At 70.0% G+C, this 18643-nt stretch carries 18 protein-coding genes; 9 read left to right on the top strand and 9 right to left on the bottom strand.

What is annotated here, in order from left to right; genetic code table 11:
* Positions 1–22: 22 nt before the first annotated feature.
* Together Pmi06nite_RS11565 and Pmi06nite_RS11560 are read left to right on the top strand one after the other, a co-directional pair.
* Positions 23–1441, top strand: coding sequence for a DHA2 family efflux MFS transporter permease subunit (locus Pmi06nite_RS11565; RefSeq protein WP_203952921.1), 1419 nt, complete (start codon positions 23–25; stop codon positions 1439–1441).
* The gene (locus tag Pmi06nite_RS11560) at positions 1438–1914 is read left to right on the top strand and encodes a MarR family winged helix-turn-helix transcriptional regulator (RefSeq protein WP_203952920.1); all 477 of its coding nucleotides are present in this window, start codon (positions 1438–1440) and stop codon (positions 1912–1914) included. Before Pmi06nite_RS11565 ends, Pmi06nite_RS11560 begins: the two co-directional genes overlap by 4 nt.
* Here the strand turns inward: Pmi06nite_RS11560 and Pmi06nite_RS11555 are convergent.
* Together Pmi06nite_RS11555 and Pmi06nite_RS11550 are read right to left on the bottom strand one after the other, a co-directional pair.
* On the bottom strand, positions 1901–2371 hold the full coding sequence (locus tag Pmi06nite_RS11555) for a substrate-binding domain-containing protein (protein ID WP_239113834.1): 471 nt from the start codon (positions 2369–2371) through the stop codon (positions 1901–1903). The genes Pmi06nite_RS11560 and Pmi06nite_RS11555 overlap by 14 nt on opposite strands.
* A 57-nt stretch (positions 2372–2428) precedes the next feature.
* Positions 2429–2857: a hypothetical protein gene (locus Pmi06nite_RS11550; RefSeq protein ID WP_203952919.1), complete on the bottom strand. Its 429-nt coding sequence runs from the start codon at positions 2855–2857 to the stop codon at positions 2429–2431.
* Positions 2858–3073: 216 nt separating this feature from the next.
* Between Pmi06nite_RS11550 and Pmi06nite_RS11545 the strand changes: the two genes are divergently transcribed.
* On the top strand, positions 3074–3595 hold the full coding sequence (locus tag Pmi06nite_RS11545) for a Dps family protein (protein WP_203953226.1): 522 nt from the start codon (positions 3074–3076) through the stop codon (positions 3593–3595).
* Positions 3596–3627: 32 nt separating this feature from the next.
* Here Pmi06nite_RS11545 and Pmi06nite_RS11540 read toward each other — a convergent pair whose 3' ends face one another.
* Both Pmi06nite_RS11540 and Pmi06nite_RS11535 read right to left on the bottom strand, forming a co-directional pair.
* Positions 3628–4611: a CapA family protein gene (locus Pmi06nite_RS11540; protein ID WP_203952918.1), complete on the bottom strand. Its 984-nt coding sequence runs from the start codon at positions 4609–4611 to the stop codon at positions 3628–3630.
* 61 nt (positions 4612–4672) lie between these two features.
* Positions 4673–6703 carry a phosphocholine-specific phospholipase C gene (locus Pmi06nite_RS11535; protein ID WP_275409563.1) on the bottom strand — a complete coding sequence of 677 codons (2031 nt, stop codon included), beginning with the start codon at positions 6701–6703 and terminating at the stop codon, positions 4673–4675.
* 136 nt (positions 6704–6839) lie between these two features.
* Here Pmi06nite_RS11535 and Pmi06nite_RS11530 point away from each other — a divergent pair, with 136 nt between their 5' ends.
* Positions 6840–7277, top strand: a complete 438-nt coding sequence (locus Pmi06nite_RS11530; protein WP_203952916.1) for an SRPBCC family protein — start codon at positions 6840–6842, stop codon at positions 7275–7277.
* Positions 7278–7328: 51 nt separating this feature from the next.
* Here the strand turns inward: Pmi06nite_RS11530 and Pmi06nite_RS11525 are convergent, their stop codons facing one another.
* A complete protein-coding gene (locus Pmi06nite_RS11525) occupies positions 7329–8192 on the bottom strand; it encodes a TenA family protein (protein ID WP_203952915.1) in 864 nt (287 codons plus the stop codon).
* A 195-nt stretch (positions 8193–8387) separates the two neighbouring features.
* On the opposite strand from Pmi06nite_RS11525, the gene Pmi06nite_RS11520 reads away from it, so the two are divergent.
* Positions 8388–9176, top strand: coding sequence for a hypothetical protein (locus tag Pmi06nite_RS11520; protein ID WP_203952914.1), 789 nt, complete (start codon positions 8388–8390; stop codon positions 9174–9176).
* A gap of 67 nt (positions 9177–9243) precedes the next feature.
* Here Pmi06nite_RS11520 and Pmi06nite_RS11515 read toward each other — a convergent pair whose 3' ends face one another.
* The 3 genes from Pmi06nite_RS11515 to Pmi06nite_RS11505 all read right to left on the bottom strand — a co-directional run bounded on the left by Pmi06nite_RS11515 (position 9244) and on the right by Pmi06nite_RS11505 (position 11355).
* The gene (locus Pmi06nite_RS11515; RefSeq protein WP_308442494.1) at positions 9244–10182 is read right to left on the bottom strand and encodes an NADP-dependent oxidoreductase; all 939 of its coding nucleotides are present in this window, start codon (positions 10180–10182) and stop codon (positions 9244–9246) included.
* 106 nt (positions 10183–10288) lie between these two features.
* Positions 10289–10819 carry a DUF6609 family protein gene (locus Pmi06nite_RS11510; RefSeq protein WP_203952913.1) on the bottom strand — a complete coding sequence of 177 codons (531 nt, stop codon included), beginning with the start codon at positions 10817–10819 and terminating at the stop codon, positions 10289–10291.
* 89 nt (positions 10820–10908) lie between these two features.
* Entirely contained in the window at positions 10909–11355 is a 447-nt protein-coding gene (locus Pmi06nite_RS11505) for an ATP-binding protein (protein ID WP_203952912.1), read from the bottom strand.
* A gap of 214 nt (positions 11356–11569) precedes the next feature.
* On the opposite strand from Pmi06nite_RS11505, the gene Pmi06nite_RS11500 reads away from it, so the two are divergent.
* Positions 11570–12220 carry an SRPBCC family protein gene (locus Pmi06nite_RS11500; protein ID WP_203952911.1) on the top strand — a complete coding sequence of 217 codons (651 nt, stop codon included), beginning with the start codon at positions 11570–11572 and terminating at the stop codon, positions 12218–12220.
* A gap of 31 nt (positions 12221–12251) precedes the next feature.
* Positions 12252–13016: a nucleotidyltransferase domain-containing protein gene (locus Pmi06nite_RS11495; RefSeq protein WP_203952910.1), complete on the top strand. Its 765-nt coding sequence runs from the start codon at positions 12252–12254 to the stop codon at positions 13014–13016.
* A gap of 24 nt (positions 13017–13040) precedes the next feature.
* Here Pmi06nite_RS11495 and Pmi06nite_RS11490 read toward each other — a convergent pair whose 3' ends face one another.
* Positions 13041–13610 (bottom strand): dihydrofolate reductase family protein, encoded by a 570-nt coding sequence (locus Pmi06nite_RS11490; protein WP_203952909.1) that lies wholly within the window; start codon positions 13608–13610, stop codon positions 13041–13043.
* A 375-nt stretch (positions 13611–13985) separates the two neighbouring features.
* Between Pmi06nite_RS11490 and Pmi06nite_RS11485 the strand changes: the two genes are divergently transcribed.
* Both Pmi06nite_RS11485 and Pmi06nite_RS11480 read left to right on the top strand, forming a co-directional pair.
* Complete coding sequence (locus Pmi06nite_RS11485) at positions 13986–14900, top strand: GNAT family N-acetyltransferase (protein ID WP_203952908.1); 915 nt, start codon at positions 13986–13988, stop codon at positions 14898–14900.
* Between the two features lie 563 nt (positions 14901–15463).
* Positions 15464–18637: an AAA family ATPase gene (locus Pmi06nite_RS11480; RefSeq protein WP_239113832.1), complete on the top strand. Its 3174-nt coding sequence runs from the start codon at positions 15464–15466 to the stop codon at positions 18635–18637.
* The last annotated feature ends 6 nt before the right edge of the window (positions 18638–18643 follow it).

Below are 18643 nucleotides of genomic sequence, written 5' to 3'. Positions count from 1 at the left end.
ACAACTAATGAAAGGTCACCGAATGTCCCGCCGAAGGCGGATTCTCGTCCTGCTGATCTGCTGCATGAGCCTGCTCATCGTCGCTCTCGACAACACGATCGTGAACGTGGCGCTGCCGTCGCTCGGCCATGAGTTACGCGCCCCCGTCTCCGGTCTGCAGTGGACGATCGACGCGTACACGCTGACGCTCGCGAGCCTTCTCATGTTGTCGGGATCGACGGCGGACAGGATCGGCCGCCGGCGGACGTTCCAGGCCGGCCTGGTCGCCTTCACCGTCGGGTCGTTGTTGTGCAGCATCGCGCCAAGCCTCACCTGGCTCGTCGCCTTCCGCGTCGTCCAGGCGGTGGGCGGCTCGATGCTCAACCCCGTCGCGATGTCGATCATCACCAACACCTTCACCGACCGCCGTGAGCGGGCGCAGGCGATCGGCGTGTGGGGCGGCGTGGTCGGGATCAGCATGGCGCTCGGGCCCGTCATCGGCGGCCTGCTCACCGACACCGTCGGCTGGCGGGCCATTTTCTGGATCAACGTGCCGATCGGCGTCGTCGCGGTGCTGCTGACGTGGAAGTTCGTCCCCGAGTCCAAGGCGAAGAAGGCACGCAGGATCGACCCCGTCGGGCAGGTGCTCGTGATCGCGCTGCTGGCCTCGCTGACCTACGGGATCATCGAAGGCCCGGGTGCGGGCTGGACCTCCCCGCTGATCCTCGGCTGCTTCGCCGTCACCGTCGCCGCCCTCGTGAGCCTGATCGTCTACGAGTACCGCAGGGAGGAACCACTCATCGACGTGCGGTTCTTCCGGAGCGCACCCTTCTCCGGTGCGGCGGCCATCGCGGTGTGCGGCTTCGCCGGCCTCGGCTCCTTCCTGTTCCTCAACACGCTCTACCTGCAGAGCCATCGCGGGCTCTCCGCCCTCGACGCGGGGCTCTGCACGCTGCCGATCGCCCTGATGGCGATGGTCTTCGGGCCCCTGTCCGGCCGGCTCGTGGGAACCCGCGGGCCGAGACCGTCCCTCCTGATCTCCGGCGTCTTCATCACCGCGACGGGACTCCTGCTCGCGCAGGTCGCGCTCGACACGCCGCTGCCCCTGCTGCTGGCCGTCTACGCGGTGTTCGGCCTCGGGTTCGGCATGCTGAACCCGCCGATCACCAACACCGCCGTGTCGGGGATGCCTCTCGAGCAGGCCGGGGTGGCCGCCGCCGTCGCCTCGACCAGCCGTCAGGTCGGTCAGTCCCTGGGCGTGGCGATCGCCGGATCCGTCGTGGCCACGGCCGGCCAGGGCGCGGGTTTCATGCCGGCCGCCCACCTGGGTTGGTGGATCATTGCGGGGTACGGCGCGCTCATCCTGGGCTTCGCCCTCCTGACCACCGGCCGCTGGGCGAGAGGCACAGCGGCCCGTACGGCTGAGCGTCTCAAGACCATGGAGGCGGTGACCATCTCATGAACGGGCACGAGGAGACGGCGGCGAGAGCCTGGCAGGGCATCCGATCGCTGGTCCTGGACGCTCACGACCGGCGCAAGGAGGTCTGCGAGGCCCTCGGCATGAGCTTCATCCGGGCCAAGGCGCTGCGCCGCCTCCTCACCGGCCCGCTGACCCTGCGCGACCTGGCCGAGCGACTGGCCACCGACGCCCCGTACACCAGTGTGGTGGTCGCCGACCTGGAGCGGCGCGGGATGGTGGAACGGACGACGCATCCCGGCGACCGGCGGGCGAAGATCGTGACGATCACCGCCGCGGGTGCGGAGGCCGCCGCGCTGGCCGAACGGATCCTCGGCGAGCCGCCGGCTCCCCTGCTGTCGCTCGAACCGGGCGACCTGGCCGCTCTCGACCGGATCGTGGCGGAGATCCGGCGGGCCGGCGAGGACGGGCCCGGCGGGTCGGCGTCTCGGATCCCCGCGGGGTCTAGACAGGCGTGAGGCCCGCACCCGCCAGGGCACGGCGGCCCTCGTCGGACAGGACGAGATCGATGAACTCGCGCGCGAGGACCAGGTGTGCGGTCTCGGGCGCCGCCCCGATCAGGTAGTCGCCGGACCCGTCGCGGGCGAACACCCTCGATGTCGGTGCTCCCGACCGTCGCATCGCCGGCTCGCCCGAGGCCGCGAACACGTCTGCGGTCGTGCCCTGGGCGATCCGCTGGGCCAGCGCCTGGCTGTCCCCGAAGCCGAACCGCACGGACTCCCCGGGATGTGAGGCCTCGAAGGCACGGCCGAGCGTGGTGAAGGGACCGCTCAGCGACGCCGCCGCGAACACCGTCAGCGTCTGCTTCTCCTGCCCGCCGCATCCCGAGGCGACGAGGACGAGGGCGACGGCCGCCGCGAACACGCACGCGACCCTGGACGGGCGTCCGGCTCCGTGTCCTGACCTGTGTCCCACGTTCGACCTCCTCGCCGCGGCTCCGCCGGTCTCGGGGATGTCGAGCGTACCCGGTCGTCACCCCGCCGGAGTGGGACTCTTCCGGTGGTCCATCAGGTGGAGGTCCCCGCCGATCTGCTGCCGAAGTTTGTCGAGCACGGGCCGGGGGGCCAGCGCGGTCCACAGGTTCCCGACCAGGTGGGGGCTGTACTCGGGGGCCTGGTCCATCCAGTCGTCCTTCCCCTTCTGGGTCGCGAACGTCGTGATGAAGAACTGGCCGATGGAGGTCGTGCAGTAACCCTGGCGCAACTCCTTGGCGTCGATCTGGATCTTCGGGGTGCATCCGGCCTCGGCGGCGAGCAACTCCACCGTGGGCGGAGGCGCCTGCTCCGCGGCCGGGGGGGCCTGCTCCGCCGTACAGGCGACGGCCAGCAGCAGGGCGGGGACGATCAGCAGGGCGGGGGTGGCGCGTCGGACGGCGCGCGCCCTTGGGCGTGAAATTCTCATCACCTTCGAGGTACGCGGGATCCGCGGTCCCGGTTCACCGCCACGTCTTTACCCAATAAGAGGAAATTTCGGGATATCGCACGAGACTCCTCATACGTGACAGCCGGAACACTTTGAAAAGAAGCCCTGAAAGGGAGGAGAACGACCTTGAGTGTCAAACCTTCCGCCAAAGCCCGTTCCGGTGGCGGCAGCCAGCCCTGGCTGCATCAGAAGGGTATGGAGATCCAGGAGTTCGGGACCGTGCGGCAGTTCCCCGTCGGTCTCGCCATGGAGACCCGGATGCACTCGTGCCAGCGGCTCAACCAGATCCTGGCCGACACCCAGATCCTCTACAGCCTCTACAAGAAGTGCCACTGGCTGATGCGCGGCCCGACCTTCTACCAACTCCACCTGCTCCTCGACAAACACGCCGAGGAACAGCTCGAACTGGTCGACAAGCTCGCCGAGCGGGTCCAGACCCTCGGAGGCGTCGCCGTGGGCGACCCCCGGCACGTCGCGGAGATCACCGTGATCAAGCGGCCGCCGGACGGCGTGGAAGAGGTTCCGGCCATGTTGTCGCGCCTGCTGGAGGCGCACGAGATGATCCTCGTCGCCGCGCACGACGCCGCAGCGACCGCTGACCAGAAGGGCGACGACGGGACCAACGACCTGCTGGTCTCCGATGTCATCCGTACAGGTGAGCTGCAGGCCTGGTTCCTGGCCGAGCATCTCGTCGACACCCCGCTCATCCACGCCTGATCACGCGCCTGTTCCGGGGGCGGCGGTGCGGCTCATCTCATCTCGACCACGAGCCGGCCGTCCTCCTCGGTGACAGGGCTGCCGGGACCGGGGGCGCCGAGCCCGGCGCAGGCCGCGGTGAACCGGTCGCGGATCCACCGCCATTCGTCGTCGTGCGCGAGCCGCGTACGGCAGTGCCGCAACTCGATCGGGACGCCGTACAGCCGGAGGGGCCCGTGTTCGTCCATCGTGACGAGGAAGATCAGGCCCAGGTCGTTGCGGAGCCGGGCGTCCACGATGTAGTCGTCGATGAAGTCGCCGAGGTCGTAGAGGACGGGCGGGTCGACGCCGTGGAACACGTGCGCCGAGTGCCCGGCGACGAGCCCCGCCCCCGACGAGACGAGGGTCCGGGCGGCTGAACGGACGTACGCCCTCGGCTGGCCGGTCATGTTCGGCCCCCAGTGCGGCGTCACGACCACGACGTCGGTTCGCGCACGTAACTCCTGGACGTCCGCGACCAGCCACGGCGGCACGCCGGTCATCAGGTCGGCGTAGGAGACGCCCGGCCGTACGGCCGTGGCCGCGAAGTCGGCCGGGTGGTCGCTCACGCCGAGCACCCCGACCCGAAGGCCGCCCACCGTGACGACCTCCGGCCGCCTGGCCTCCTCCTGGTCTGCTCCCGCCCCCACACAGCGGATTCCGGACCGGCTCAGCCATTCACGCGTGTCGAGCAGCGCGTCCTCGCCGTAGTCGAGCGCGTGGTTGTTGGCCAGCGTCACACATCCCACGCCCAGCCGGGCGAGCAGTTCGGCGGCCTGGGGAGGCGCGCGGAAGTGGAACGGCTTGCCCGGGGCGTCCCACCTCCGGCCCCGGCCGGAGACGCAACACTCGAGGTTGAGCAGGAGGAAGTCCGCCTCCCCGAGCACCTCGAGGAGATCCGCCGAGAAGAAATGAGCGGGATCCACCGACTGGGCGACGCGTTCGGCCACGCCGCGCCCGAGCATCGTGTCCCCCGCCAGCGCGAGAGTCGCCGGCATCGCGGTCACCTGCCTACCGGGCCCCCTACCCGGTGTCCTCCCGGTGAACCGGCCTCGCGGCTCAGCCGGTGACGCTGGGCCTGCCGTTCTCGATGTGGCCCATGAGACGGCGCAGCCAGCCGGCGTCTCCCTCGACGGTCACCGCGAGGTCGTACCACCCGGTCGCGGCCGGCCACTCGACTTGGACCGCGCCTCCGGAGGGCAGGCGCAGGACCCGCGGCTCCCCGCCGTAGGCGAGGGGGGTGACGCTGACGTCGGCGGGAGAGCCGGCGGTGTTGACGACGTCGATGAGCACGCTCCGCGAGGCGGGATCGATCTCCGTCGTGACCTCGACCCGGTCGCCCAGCCCGCCGCGGAAGTGCCTGCGGAAGCCGTTCGGGCCGGTCAGGAGGAGGTCGTAGGAGTCGGTCGGGAAGTAGACCGCCTCCCGCAGGTCGTCGACGACGTCGAAGTGCTGCGGCCGGACGAGCTCGCCCATGTAGCCGTAGAGCGCGAGGTGGGCGCTCGCCACACCGCGGTTGGCCATGGTGATCTCCACGGCGCGCCCGCGTGCCCTGGCGTGGGCGTCCGGCTGGTACGGCAGGGCCCGCGCGGGCTTGGTCCCGGGTTCCTGGACGGGCATCCGCTGCTCGGCGGGCGCCACGGGGTACCACCGGCCGGCGGCGGTCTCCTCCCGAGCCGGCGCGGTGCCGCCGCCGAGGCTCGGCGACGTACCGGGGGCGAGGCTCGGCGACGTGCCGGAGGCGACGACCGGCACGGAAGGGGCGGCGAAGTCGAAGGCCGAGGTCAGGTCACCCACGACCTGGCGGCGCCACGGGCTGATGTCGGGCGCCTTGATGCCCAGCCAGGTCTCCAGGAATCGCACGGTCGAGCTGTGGTCGAACGTCTCGGAGCAGACGTGACCGCCCACGCTCCAGGGCGACACCACGATCATCGGGACCCGCATGCCGAGGCCGATGGGCCGTCCGTTGACGAACTCCCCCGGCGTTCCGTCAGGCGGCACGGGCGGCGGGACGTGGTCGAAGAAGCCGTCGTTCTCGTCGTAGGTGATGAAGACCGCCGTGCTCGCCCACACGTCGGGATGCGAGGCGAGCGCGTCCAGGACCTGGTAGATGACCTTGCCGCTCTCGACGGCCGACGACCCTTCCGGATGTTCGGAGTCGGCGAGGGAGGTCACCACGTAGGAAACGGCGGGAAGGCGCCCGGCGGCCACGTCGGCGGAGAACCACTCCCCCAGCCCGCCCGTCCGGGTACGGCGCAGCGCCCGGTCGTACAGCTCCCGGTCGGCGGGGTCGAGCCCGGCCACCCGCTCCTCCAACTCGGCGAGCAGCGGCGTGGGATCGCCGGCCGCGCGGACCGCCTGGTAGAAGGAGTGCATGCTGGTCTGGCCGAGCTTGGCCATCACGGTCTTGAACGTGGCGAAGAACTCCAGGTTGTTGCACTGGTAGTTGTCCCACTCCTGGTAGACCTGCCAGGAGTGCCCGGCCTGGGTCAGCAGTTCGGGCACGGTGATCCACGAGTATCCGGCGTGCCCGTCCTCCTCGCACGCGTCGTTGTCGACAGCCCGCTGCCCCGTGCCGGGCTCGAAGCCGGTGTGGCCCGAGACGTGGTAGTTGCGGTTGGGCGTCGTGGAGGTCAGCGCCGAGCTGTGGTAGGCGTCACAGATCGTGAAGGTGTCCGCGAGCTCGTAATAGAAGGGCAGATCGCCGCGGTCGTAATAGGACAGGGACGAGGGCCCCTTGTTGGGCGTCCACGCGTCGTTCCAGCCCATCGCCCACGCGTTGTGGGTGCCGAGCCAACTGTGGTCGTGGGAGTCGAGCAGCATGGGGTCGGCTCCCGCGAGCCTGGCCGCCTCACGGACGGAGAAGGGCAGCACCCCGTCCTGCTCGAAGACCGGCCTCAGCGTCCGGCCCGGCACCGCGTTGCGGTCGCCGTACCCGCGCACGCCGCGCAGGTGCCCGAAGTAGTGGTCGAACGACCTGTTCTCCTGCATGACGAACACCACGTGCCTGATGCCGGACAGATCGCCGGGGGCGACGGGCCGCGACAGCACGCGGGACAGGGAAGAAGGAAGAGTGGAACCGGCCGACATCGTGCTGCGTCCCTCCGGAGACGTTTCGGTGCGACGGCTGCCAACGCTAACAGCGGCCCTCCCGGCGACGGCGTCCGCGTCCACCGGAAACGCGGCCGCGGCATCCGGACCGGGCAGGCGGCACGAAGGGACAGACATGGCGCATCTTGCGGTGACCGTCGACGCGGAGGCGAGCCCCGAGCGGGTCTTCAACGTGTTGACCGACTGGGACCGCCACCACGAGTGGATGTCGCTGACCAGCGCGCGGGTCGTCGCCGGCGACGGTCACAGCGCGGGCAGCGCCCTGGCCGCCTTCACCGGAGTCGGGCCGATCGGCTTCCTGGACACGATGGAGATCACCGACTGGGATCCGCCCCACGGGGTCTCGGTCCGCCACACCGGCTGGCCGCTGCGGGGCACGGGGTTCTTCCGCGTCCTGCCCCGTCTGGGCGGGGGCAGCACGATCCTCTGGGAGGAGGACCTGGAGTTGCCCTTCGGCTCGGCGGGACGGTTCGGCTGGAACCTCGCCAAACCGGTCGGCGCCGTCTTCCTCAAGCGGTCGTTGCGCCGCCTGGCCGAGCTCAGCGCCGCCTGACGCGGGCTCAGCGCCGCCTGGCCGAGCTCTGCGCCGGCCTGACGCGGGCTCTCAGCCCTGGGCCATGTCGAAGAAGCCCCGCTCCAACCTGGCCGCCTCCCGGAAGAACCCGAGCACCCGGGCCTGGCCTTCCTCCCCGAGGGAGGGGCCGAGCCGGTCGAGCTCTCCGCGGAGGAACCCCACCCATGCCTCGAAGTCCGGCCCGCTGTGGAGATCGATCCACTCGCGGTAGAGGAACTCCTCCGGCAACGGCTCGGCCGCTCGGCTCGCCCAGCCGAGATAGATCCACTCCGCCAGGCACAACACGGCGAGGACCACCGGGTACTCCTGGCTCACCCGGGCCTCGTCCATGAGCGCCCGGAAACGCACGGTGACCGGCTCCAGCTCCGGCGAGGTGACATCGTCCGCGTCGACGCCGAGGGCTGCCAGCGCGCGGTGGAAGTAGCTTCTCTCGGTGTCGGTGACGATCTGCCCGAGGAACCGGCCGAACGGCACCCGCGACTCGAAGCGGTCGGCACCGGCGACCGCGGCGCCGAGCAACGCCGTGAAGGCGTCGACGAACTGGAAGTCCTGGACGAGGTAGCGGCGCATGTCCGCCTCGCCCCTGATGATCGCGGCCGCGAACGGGTGGGTGACCACGGCGGTCCAGTCCGGCTCGCTCGCCGAGCGCAGCCATTCGCTGAAGGCGGGGTCGGCGGCGGTGGTCCGCCACACCTCGTACTCCGGCGCGGGCGGGTCGTGCGGATCGTTCGCCTGCGCGTCCACCGCGCCGTCCTGGAGCTCCACGCGGCGAGCATAGCGCCGGCCCCGCCGTACCTCCGGCCGCGGCCCGCGCTCCGAGCCGCCCCAGGTGTGGCCGGTGTTCCCGCCCGTCACGAGGGCGCCGGTGGTGCCGACCGCGACCGCCTCATCCATCTCATCCGTCCCGCACCTGAACACCAGATGAAGATCCTCCCTGCGGAGGGCGAACGAATCAGGGCTGCTCAATGAGGTTTTCACAGAATGATGACGCTTTTGACACGGTCTCATACAGGCGGCCAACCAGAAACGCACATAGACGTCAAAGTGGACATGGCTATAGATCTATATCGCGCGTTCTCTCATGACCCGATGAGCAGGACGCGCCCCCGTCGCCACTCTCTCCTGGCGGCGGCCTCCGGTGTGCTGGCCATCGGCCTGCTCTCCGGATGTCAGGAAGCCGACTCAGCGGCTTCCGCCACCAGCACGACTCCGGCCGCGGTCAGCACGAGCCCGGCGACCGGCGCGACCCCGGCCCCCTCCCCGTCGAGCACCGGCCTGGCGGCGCTTTCCGCCGCCGAGATCTTCAAGCAGGCGCGCGAGGCGTCGGTCTCCGCCGACTCCGTCCACCTCCGCGGCACCTTCACCGAAGACGGCGACGCCATGGAGCTCGACACCACCATGGTGCGCGGGAAGGGTGGCACCGGCCACATCGCCTTCGGCGGCCAGAGCATAGATCTGACGGTGATCGGCAAGGCCGCCTATGTCAAGGGCGACAAGGCGTTCTACACGTCGACGGTGGGCAAGGACGCCGCGAAGATGCTGGGCGGGAACTACCTCAAGATGTCCGCAGCACAAAAGGGCTTCGACGATCTCGTCGGACTGGTGCAGTTCGACAAGATGTTCGATGCGATCTTCTCGGACACATCCAACACCACGGTGACCGTTCCCACGGAGATCAACGGCATCCCGGCCATCACCCTGCAGGGTGCTGACGGGAGCAAGGCCTACGTGGCGACGGAGGGCGAGCCCTACCTCCTCCGCATCAGCAGCCCCACCGACGACTCGCAGCACCTCGACTTCCTCGACTACGACAAGAAGGCCACGCTGAAGGCACCGCCGATCGGCAAGGTGTTCGACATCAGCAAGATGGGCGGCTGACCGGCGACGAACGGAAGGGCCCGCCTCCCCTGTCTGGGGGGCGGGCCCTCTCTCTGCCGCGGATACGTCAGACGGTGATGACGATCTTGCCCATCGAGTGGTCGTGCTCGGCGGCCTCATGCGCGGCGGCGGCCTCGGAAAGCGGGAACCGCTTGCTGACGAGCACCTTCAACCGGCCGCTTTCGTAGAGCCCGACGAGACCCGCGAGGCCGGCCGGGTCGGGTTCGACGAGGAAGCCGGTGGCACGGACGCCGTCCTTCTCCGCGGCGGCCAGCACCTCGGCGCTCGCACCGGAGGGCACCTCGATGAGCAGCCCGCCCGGCCTCAGCACTCCCAGCGACCTGAGCCCGGTCTCACCGCCGATCAGGTCGAAGACGACGTCCACGTCGCTCACGGCGTCCTCGAAACGGGTCGTGCGGTAGTCGATGAGCTCGTCGGCGCCCAACTCCGTGAGGGTCTCGTGGTTGCGCGGGCTCGCGGTTCCGATGACGTGGGCGCCGCGCGCCTTGGCGATCTGCACGGCGAGGTGTCCCACGCCGCCGGCCGCCGCGTGGATCAGAACCCGCTGCCCGTCTTCGAGACCGGCGGTGTCGACGAGCGCCTGCCAGGCGGTGAGCCCGGCCAACGGCAGCGCCGCGGCCTCGGCGACGCTCATCGAGGCCGGCTTGCGCACGAACTGGCGGGACGGCGCGGTGACGTACTCGGCGTAGGCGGCGGCCTCGCGTGGGAACCACGGCATGCCCAGCACCTCGTCGCCCACGGCGAACCGCGTGACGCCGCCGCCGAGCGCGTCGACGACGCCGGCCACGTCCCAGCCGACCGTGAACGGCGGAGTGCGCAGCGGGCCCTTCCCTGACCTGGTCTTGAAGTCCACCGGATTCACGCTGGTGGCCTGGACTCTCACGCGGATCTCGGTGCCGATGGGTTCGGGACGGGGCACGTCCTCATACCGGAGGACCTCGGGCCCGCCGAACTCATGCTGCCGAATCGCCTTCATCGTCGCCATCGGCGCTCCCCCCAGGTGCCTGCCGGTCGTGTTCTTCGCTGTCTCCGACCTTAGCCTGGCGGGTTCCCGCCACCCGGAGCCGAGATCCCCGCGGCCCCGGTCCCGGTCAGGTGTAGGTGAGGGCCGGATACAGGAGCAGCATCACCAGTCCGAAGCCGAACTTGAGCAGGCCGTCCGCCACGCCGAAGGTCCAGATCGGCAACGCCCTGGTCCGCAGGCCCAGCAGGGCGTTGGCGACGCTCACGACTCCCAGGAGCGCCATCAGCGGGCCGTGGGCGACGCCCATGATGATGAAATGCAGGCCCACCACGAGCAGGATCATGAGGATCTGCGTCCGCTGGTCGGCGTTCTTGTACCTGTTGAGGACGAGGGCGATCAGCCCCAGTTCGACGAGGAAGGAGAAGACGAGGGCGGCGATCTGGATGAACGACGGCGTTCCGAGCGAGGGCAGCAGCGCGCTCAGGCCGCTGGCGGTGAGTCCGACGGCCCCGCCGCCGATGGCGAAGGGAATCCACACCTTCGGGAAGGTCCATCCGAGCAGGAACCCGAGCCCCACGAAGATCAGGAAAAGGCCGCCTCCGCGGATCAGCGGGTAAGGATGCGGCTCGGTCGCCACCGCGATCGATAAGGGGATCATCCGGCGATGATCTCAAGAATCACACCTTCGCGGCAGTGGGTGATCAAACCGTCACATTCCACGCATGTCCGCTCGACCTGACCCGTGAGTCAGCACACCGAGGTGAGGGAATCGGCCCCGACGGGCGCCGTGGACGCCCGGCAGGCAGGGGCTCCCTCTCCGGCCACGAACCAGACGGTCTTGCCGCCGCGCGAGGGGTGAGCGACCCCCCAGTCACCGGCCAGCGTCGCCACGATCAGCAGTCCCCGGCCGTCCGTGGCGTCGGCGCCCGCCTCGCGCGGGCGGGGCACGCCGTCGCCTGGGTCGTATATCTCGCCGTACACCCAGCCGCGGCCACCGACGAGCCTGAGGGCGAGGGCGCTGCCGCCGTGCCGTACGGCATTGGTCACGAGCTCGCTGACGATGAGCGTGCAGTCGTCGATCAGGGACGGGATCCCCCAGCGGTCCAGCTCCCGGCGCACCAGCGCGCGGGCCTGGGACACGCTCGCGCCGACGGCGGGCAACAGGCACTCGGCGGTGCGCGGGTGGGGGGTCACGGCTTCACTCCAATCTATGGGAGCGCTCCCACCTCTACGATATGGCACGGATTCCGGCATGTGAACCTATCGTTTCGATTCTGTTGCCTAACTCCCTCAGAACTGAGCCGAACAGTGTGCGTCTCACGGCGCTCCACCGAAAACATCTTCATAAACGTTGATCAAGTGCGATATAAGGGCATTCGCCACTTTCGTCATAACTCGGTGAGGTTCCGTGAAGAAGCTCCTTCGACTTCTCGTGATCCAGCTGTTCACGGCCGCAGTCGCGCTCGGCGCGTTCTCGAATCCCGTCCACGCCGAGACCTTCGAGACCGACGCCCAGCTCGCCGCCGAATGGCAGGCCGCGTGGGACTTCTACAAGTTCTACGAGTGCGCGACCGCACCCCTGCCGTTGACGGGGCGGAGCCAGGTGAAACGTGACATCTCCATCGACATCGACGCGCCCATCGAGCACGTCTTCGCGGCGTACTCGAACGTCAACAATCACCTCGGCCTGCACTCGTTCCTGAAGCGCGTGGTCACCCACAAGGACTGGACCGAGGCCGGCACGCACTACATCGACTTCACGGCCATCGAGGACATCCCCGTCGTCGCCGGGATCCCGGTCACGAGCAAGACCCACGCACAACAGCGGATCCACCCCGACGGCTTCTTCTACGAGACCGACAGCTGGTCGCTGCCCAACGTGGTCACCCACCAGAAGATCGTCTTCGAGGACCTCGGCGACGGCGGGACCCGCGTCACCGAGCACCTCACCTTCGAGGCGAGCGTCCTGCTCATCGACTTCACGGTGACGAACGGCGTCTCCTCCCACGAGGAGACCCAGGAAGGCCTCAAGGAAGCGATCGAGAGCGGCGCTCTGTGACCCCCCTCCCCGCACGCGTCTCCGAGGCACGATGACCGCCACTCTGCCGTCGTGGCTCGCCGAGATTCCGCGCGAGCAGACCCACCCACTGGCCTTCGCCACCGTCAGCGGGGCCCACCTGTACGGCTTCCCCTCCGACGACTCCGACCTCGACCTGCGCGGCGTCCACGTGCTGCCGGTCGAGGAGGTCGTCGGGCTCCGCCACGGCGAGGAGACCGTCACCCGCATGTGGGACCGGGACGGCGTGGAGGTCGACCTCGTCACGCATGACCTGGCCAAGTTCTGCCGCATGTTGCTGGGCCGCAACGGCTACGTCCTGGAGCAACTGCTCTCACCGCTCGTCGTCGCCACGTCGCCGGTCCACGAGGAACTCGTCGCGGCCGCCCCCGCGTGCGTCACCCGCCACCACGCGCACCACTACCTGGGCTTCGCCCGGACGCAGTGGCGGCTGTTCGAGAAGTCCGGTGAGCTCAAGCCTCTGCTTTACACCTTCAGGACGCTGCTCACCGGCGCCCACCTGATGCGCACCGGGGAGGTCGTCGCCGACCTGACCCGCCTGTACGGCGACGCCGGGCGCTGGACACCGCCCTACCTGCCGGACCTGGTCGAGGCGAAGAGGTCCGCGGAGCACGGCGCACTGCCCGGCGACGCCCCCGATCTCGTACGGCTCGGCCGCGACGTGGAGCGCCTCACCGCCGACCTGGAGGGAGCCAGGGACGCGTCCGCGCTCCCCGATGTGGGCTCGGCGCATGAGGTGCTGCACACCCTCGTGGTCAGGACCCGGCTCGGGCGGTAGCCGGATCACCGTCCGACCGGCGGATCAGACGGCCCGGCGCCCGTCGGGCCGGTAGTGGAGCAGGACGTTGCCGGAACGGAACGACCTCGTCTTCAGCAGTTCCACGCCGACCCTGTCCTCCACCGTCGCGAAGAGGGATCTGCCGCCTCCGAGCACCACGGGGGCCACCATGATCCGCAACTCGTCGACGAGCCCCGACCGCAGGAGGCTCACCGTCAACTCGGAGCTGCCGAAGATCGCGATGTCCTTGCCGGGCCGCCGCTTCAGCCGCGCGATCTCGCCCTCCACGTCGTCCTTGATGAGCCGGGTGTTCGCCCAGTCCGCCGAGTCCAGGGTCGTCGAGACGACGAGCTTGGCGATGCCGTTCATCCGCTCGGCGATGACGGGGTCGGACTCCTTCGCCATGGGCGTCGGCCACCACGACGCCATGCCCTGATAGGTGACCCGGCCGAACAGGAGCGTGTCGACCTCCGCCAACTGGTCGGCCGCGAACTGGTTGAACTCCTCGTCGACGTTGTGCCAGTCGATCTCCCCGTTCGGACCGGCGTAGTAGCCGTCGAGACTCGTCATCATGAAAAGGAAGATGTTCCTCATCACCGACTCCTTGTGATCGTCGTCAGGCGCCCGCGGCGGACGCCCTTCTACGAGAAAGTCGGAGCCGCCGGCGGCTTCTCGACATGTCCGGGCAGGAGTTCACGCCGTTTTCCGCGCGCCGGCCTCCGCGATGGCGCGAAGGCCGGGCCGTACGGTACATCAGGTCTGCCGGCGATCCCAGGCGGAGAGGCGATCGCTTTTCCGATCACAAATGAGTTGAGCAGGCGCGTGCGCATGTGTTTGGGTGGGATCACGCCCTCGAGCACCAAGGAGGTGAGAGCCATGTCGACGCGACCGTTCATGCGCTCCCTTCCCGCTCGGGCGTTCACGCGGGTCTGACCGGGGAGCGCCCATCTTCCTGGAGGACTGCTCCCCATGACCGATCTGGTCATCCGCCCGCTCACCGCGGGCGAAGAACACCTTTTCCTTTCCCTGTCCGCCCCGGCGTCCGTCGGAATGGCGTGGGCCGGCCGCGACTATCTGGAGGTCGCCGCGGCCGCGCAGTACCGCCCCGAGTGGACCTGGGTGGCGCTGCGCGACGGCGAGGTCGTCGGCAGGGCCGCCTGGTGGGGCGGCCCGGACGACCGGCGACCCGCGGCCCTCGACTGGTTCGACTTCGGATCCGACGTCGAGATCGGCGCGGCGCTGCTCCGAGCCGCTCCGTTCACCGCCGAATACTGCCTCGTCCTGCCGCCGCGATGGCGGGACGACCCCGCGGTCCGCGCGGAGGCCGAGGTCCGGATCTCGGCGGCGGAGCAGGCCGGCATGGAGCCACTGGTCGAGCGTCTCAATTACCTGTGGACTCCGGACGCGGGTCTTCCCCGGCGGCCGGGTCGGCTGGAGTTCCGGCCGGAACCCGACGACGAGGTGATCCTCGATGTCATCCGCCGCACGCATCACAGCACGCTCGACGCGCACGCCCGGGCCGAGATGGCGCGTGGAGGCGTCGACGCCTCGGCAAGGGACGAGCTGGAGTTCCTGCATTGGATGCCGTCGCCGCGCGAATGGTGGCGCCTGGCCTACACCCGGGAGGGAGACCTGGCCGGCCTCGCCGTCCCCGGCAGGAACCACACGCGCCCGATCATCGGGTACGTCGGCGTCGTCCCCGGACAGCGTGGCCACGGCTACGGGTACGACCTGCTCGTCGAGGCCACCCACATCCTGGCGGACGCCGGAGCCGCCGAGATCGGGGCGGACACCGACGTCGGCAACGTTCCGATGGCTGCCGCGTTCGCACGCGCCGGCTATCCCGTCGTCCAGGAGCGTGTGTTCCTCCACCATCCCGCCTAGATCCCGTCCTCCCGAATGATCGGTGCCGTGCGGCCTGCAGGCCGTACGGCACCGCCCGGAGGCCCACTTTCCGAGCGACGATCTGCCCGGCGCGGCGCAGGGGATGCTCGCTGTTCAGGTGGCCACACGGAACGTGAAGACGTCCACCAACTGACGGCATTTGTCGCTATTAAGCGGCATATATTCGCGGATATGTTGCTTTCCGATTAGCCTGCGCGCGGGCGATGCGTCGGCGTGCCCGCCGAGCACGAAGATCGGCCTGCGCGAAGAAACGACAGAAATCTTAATATGGCATTTCCGGCGGGCGTCATCGTGCGTGCCGAATTACTTGCTCCACGTTAAGCATTCGGGAGAAAGGACCCCCATGAGCGTCGCCGAGGAGAAGCCAGGACCGGTGCGATCGAGAACCTCACCGCTGCGGTCATCGTCGACCGGTTTCACCGGAACCCCACGGCAACTCCTGGAATCCGAGAACTCGCCCACCGCCGAACATCCACGTCGTCACCGGCGAACGCCGTGAGCGCCGGACCACGGACGGGACGGACGGCTACCTTCCTATAGAGATGCGGATTGACGACGTGACTCGCGGGCTCATCGGCAGGGACCATCCCGCCGCGATGCTGCGCGCCGAGATCGGCCGGGCCGCGGAGAGCCACGGCGGCCTGGTCCTGGTCACCGGCGAGGCGGGCATCGGCAAGACGACGCTCGTCACCGACGCGGCCGACGCGGCCAGACGGCTGGGCGCCCTGGTCCTCGGCGGATCGTGCTGGGATTCCGACAACGCGCCGGGCTACTGGCCGTGGGTGCAGGTCCTGCGGGGTGTACGGCGGAGCGTCACGCCCGGCGAGTGGTCGGCGGCCGAGGACGCCGCGCGGGGCGGTCTGGCCGCCCTGCTCGGCGAGTCGCCGAACTCCGACGTCGTCGACGGATTCCATCTGTACGACGCGGTGACGAGCGCCCTGGTGTCGATCTCGCAGAGCCGCCCCGTCGTGGTCGTCCTCGACGACCTGCACTGGGCGGACGCCGCGTCGCTGAAGCTGCTCGAGTTCGCGGCCCAGCACACCTGGTTCGAGCGACTGCTGCTCGTGGGCACCTATCGGGACGTCGAGGTGGAACACGCCGACCACCCGCTTCGGCCGTTCCTGCTGCCGCTGGCGTCGAGGGCGACGACGATCACGCTGACGGGACTCGACCGCGACGGGGTCGGGGCGCTGATGGCCCGCACCGCCGGCCACGAACCGGCCCCCGATCTGGTCGCGGAGGTGCACAGGCGCACCGGGGGCAACCCCTTCTTCGTGGAGCAGACGGCACGGTTGTGGCGCAGCGGCGGGTCGGTCACCGCGATCGCCCCCGGTGTCCGCGACACCCTGTTGCGCCGGCTTTCCCTGCTCCCCCGGCCGGTCGTGGAACTGCTCACCACGGCCGCGGTGCTCGGGCGCGACTTCCATCGCCAGGTGCTGGCCGCCACGGCCGCGGCACCGGTCGCGCACGTGGACCGGCTGCTCGACCAGGCGGTGACGGCCCGGCTCGTCGTGGCGAAAGGCGGAGCGAAGTTCGCGTTCGCGCACGACCTGGTCCGCGAGACGCTCTATGAGTCTCTCGACGAGGACGAGGCACCCCGCCGGCACGCCGCGGTCATCCGGGCCGTCGACCGGACGCCGGACCTCGCCGTCCGGACGGTCCCCGCCGATCTCGCCCGTCACGCATACCTCGCCGGCGAGCACGTCGGAACGGCCCGCACGGTGGAACTGCTGGTCGGCGCGGCCCACCATGCCGTACGGCGTCTGGCGACGGAGGAGGCGGCCGGCCACTACCGCAGGGCGCTCGATCTGGCCGTGGACGGCAGCCCGCGCCGGCGGGTCATGATCGCGATCGACTTCGGCCGCGAGCTCTATCACTGGGGTGACAGCGACGTCGGGTGGCACGCCTTCGAAGAGGCCGCCGCTGTGGCGCAGGAGGCGGACGACCCCGAGTTGCTGGCCCGGGTGGCGTTGTCCGTCCACGGAACCTGCGGCCGCGACCACATCGGCCAGATGGGCGCCGGCCTGCTGAGAGAGGCACACCGCAGGCTCGTCCGCCGGGATTCGCCCGAGGCGTTGCCCCTCGACCGCGTCGCCCAGGACCTGGCCGTCCAGGTCGCCGTGCTGGCCAGACGCGACGATGACGACGAGGCCCTGGTCTTCGGCCTGTGGGCCCGGCACGACAGCATCTGGGGTCCCGGCACCGCGCCGGAGAGGGTGGCGCTCACCGACGAGATCCTGACCCTGGCCCGCCGCACCGCCGACGTGGAGATGGAGAGCTACGCCGCCGCCCTGCGCTGGGTGGCCCTGCTGGAGCAGGGCGATCCCCGTTACCTCGACCAGTTCGACGCGTACATCGAGTTGGGCCGGCGTGACGACACTCCCCGCCTCGGCCTGGCCACGTCTTCCGACCTCAGCATCGTCTCCGCGCTCCTGGGCCGCTTCGACGAGGCGGAGAGCCACCTGAACGAGGTCGTCGAGGTCAACGGACGCCTCGGGCACGACCACTTCGCCTACATGCTCGATCATCATCGCTGGGCGGTGCGGCTGCTCCAGGGCAGGTTCGAGGATCTGGAGGACGTGCACCGCGTCCTCCTCAGGAGCCGGCACCCCTGCCCCGGCCTTCTTCAGGCCATGACCGAGCTGCGCAGGGGAGACGTCGAGCCGGCACGGCGCTACCTGGCCGAGGCCACCGCCAAGGGCGAGCCGCGCGAGCGCTCGGTGCAGCCCCTGTGGCTGCGTTTCCAGGCCATGGTCGCCGCGGCCTCGCGTGACCCCGAGCTGTGCGAGAAGGCACGGGCCGACCTCGAGCCGCACATCGGCACCTGGGCGGTGGCCATGCACGGATGGGACATCGGCGGCCCGATGGTCTTGTGGCTGGCTCTCGTCGACGCGGCCCAGGAGCGCTGGGACGACGCGATCGACGGGTTCACCGCCGCGTGGCACTCCGCCGACCGCCTGCAGGCGCGCCCCTGGTCGATCGAGGCGAGAGTCCATCTTGCCGAGACGTTGCTCGCGCGGAACAGGACCGGGGACGCGGAGGCTGCCGGAAGACTTCTCGACGACGTCGAGACCGAAGCGGCTCAGATCGGCATGACACACATCGCCGAGAGCGTTCAGCGGCTGCAGGTGCATCCGCGCCCGCCCGAGGCCGTCCACGTGCCCGCCCGGGGCGACACGTTCCTGCGGGACGGCGAGGTCTGGTCACTCGGATTCGCCGGCCGCACCGTCCACCTGCCCGACGCCAAGGGTCTGCGCGATCTCCACCGCCTGCTGAGCCGTCCGGGGACGGACGTGTCCGCCGTGGAGCTCCTCGACCCCGAAGGCGGCCCGCTCGTCGTCGCGGCCCGGCGGATGGGCGGCGACCCGATCCTCGACGAGGAGGCCAAGGCCCGGTACCGGCGCCGCCTCGCCCAGCTCGACGAGGAGATCGACCGCGCGGCCGGGCTCGGCGACGACCGGAGGGCGGCGGACTTCGACAGGGAGCGGGAGGCGCTGCTCGCGGAACTGCGCTCCGCCGCCGGGCTCGGCGGGCGTGACCGCCGGCTCGGCGACGAGGCCGAGCGGGCCCGCAAAACGGTCACCGCCCGGATCCGCGACGTCCTGCGGAAGCTCGACCGGCTCCACCCCGAGCTCGCTGCCCATCTCCGCGCCACCGTCTCCACCGGCGCCGCGTGCCGCTACCAGCCCGATCAGGAGATCAGCTGGCGCTGTTGACGCCCG

Source organism: Planotetraspora mira (genome assembly GCF_016863275.1).
In the GTDB taxonomy this organism is placed as follows: domain Bacteria; phylum Actinomycetota; class Actinomycetes; order Streptosporangiales; family Streptosporangiaceae; genus Planotetraspora; species Planotetraspora mira.
The sequence above is the reverse complement of the archived record's forward strand: the minus strand, read 5'-3'. Positions and strand labels throughout refer to the sequence as shown.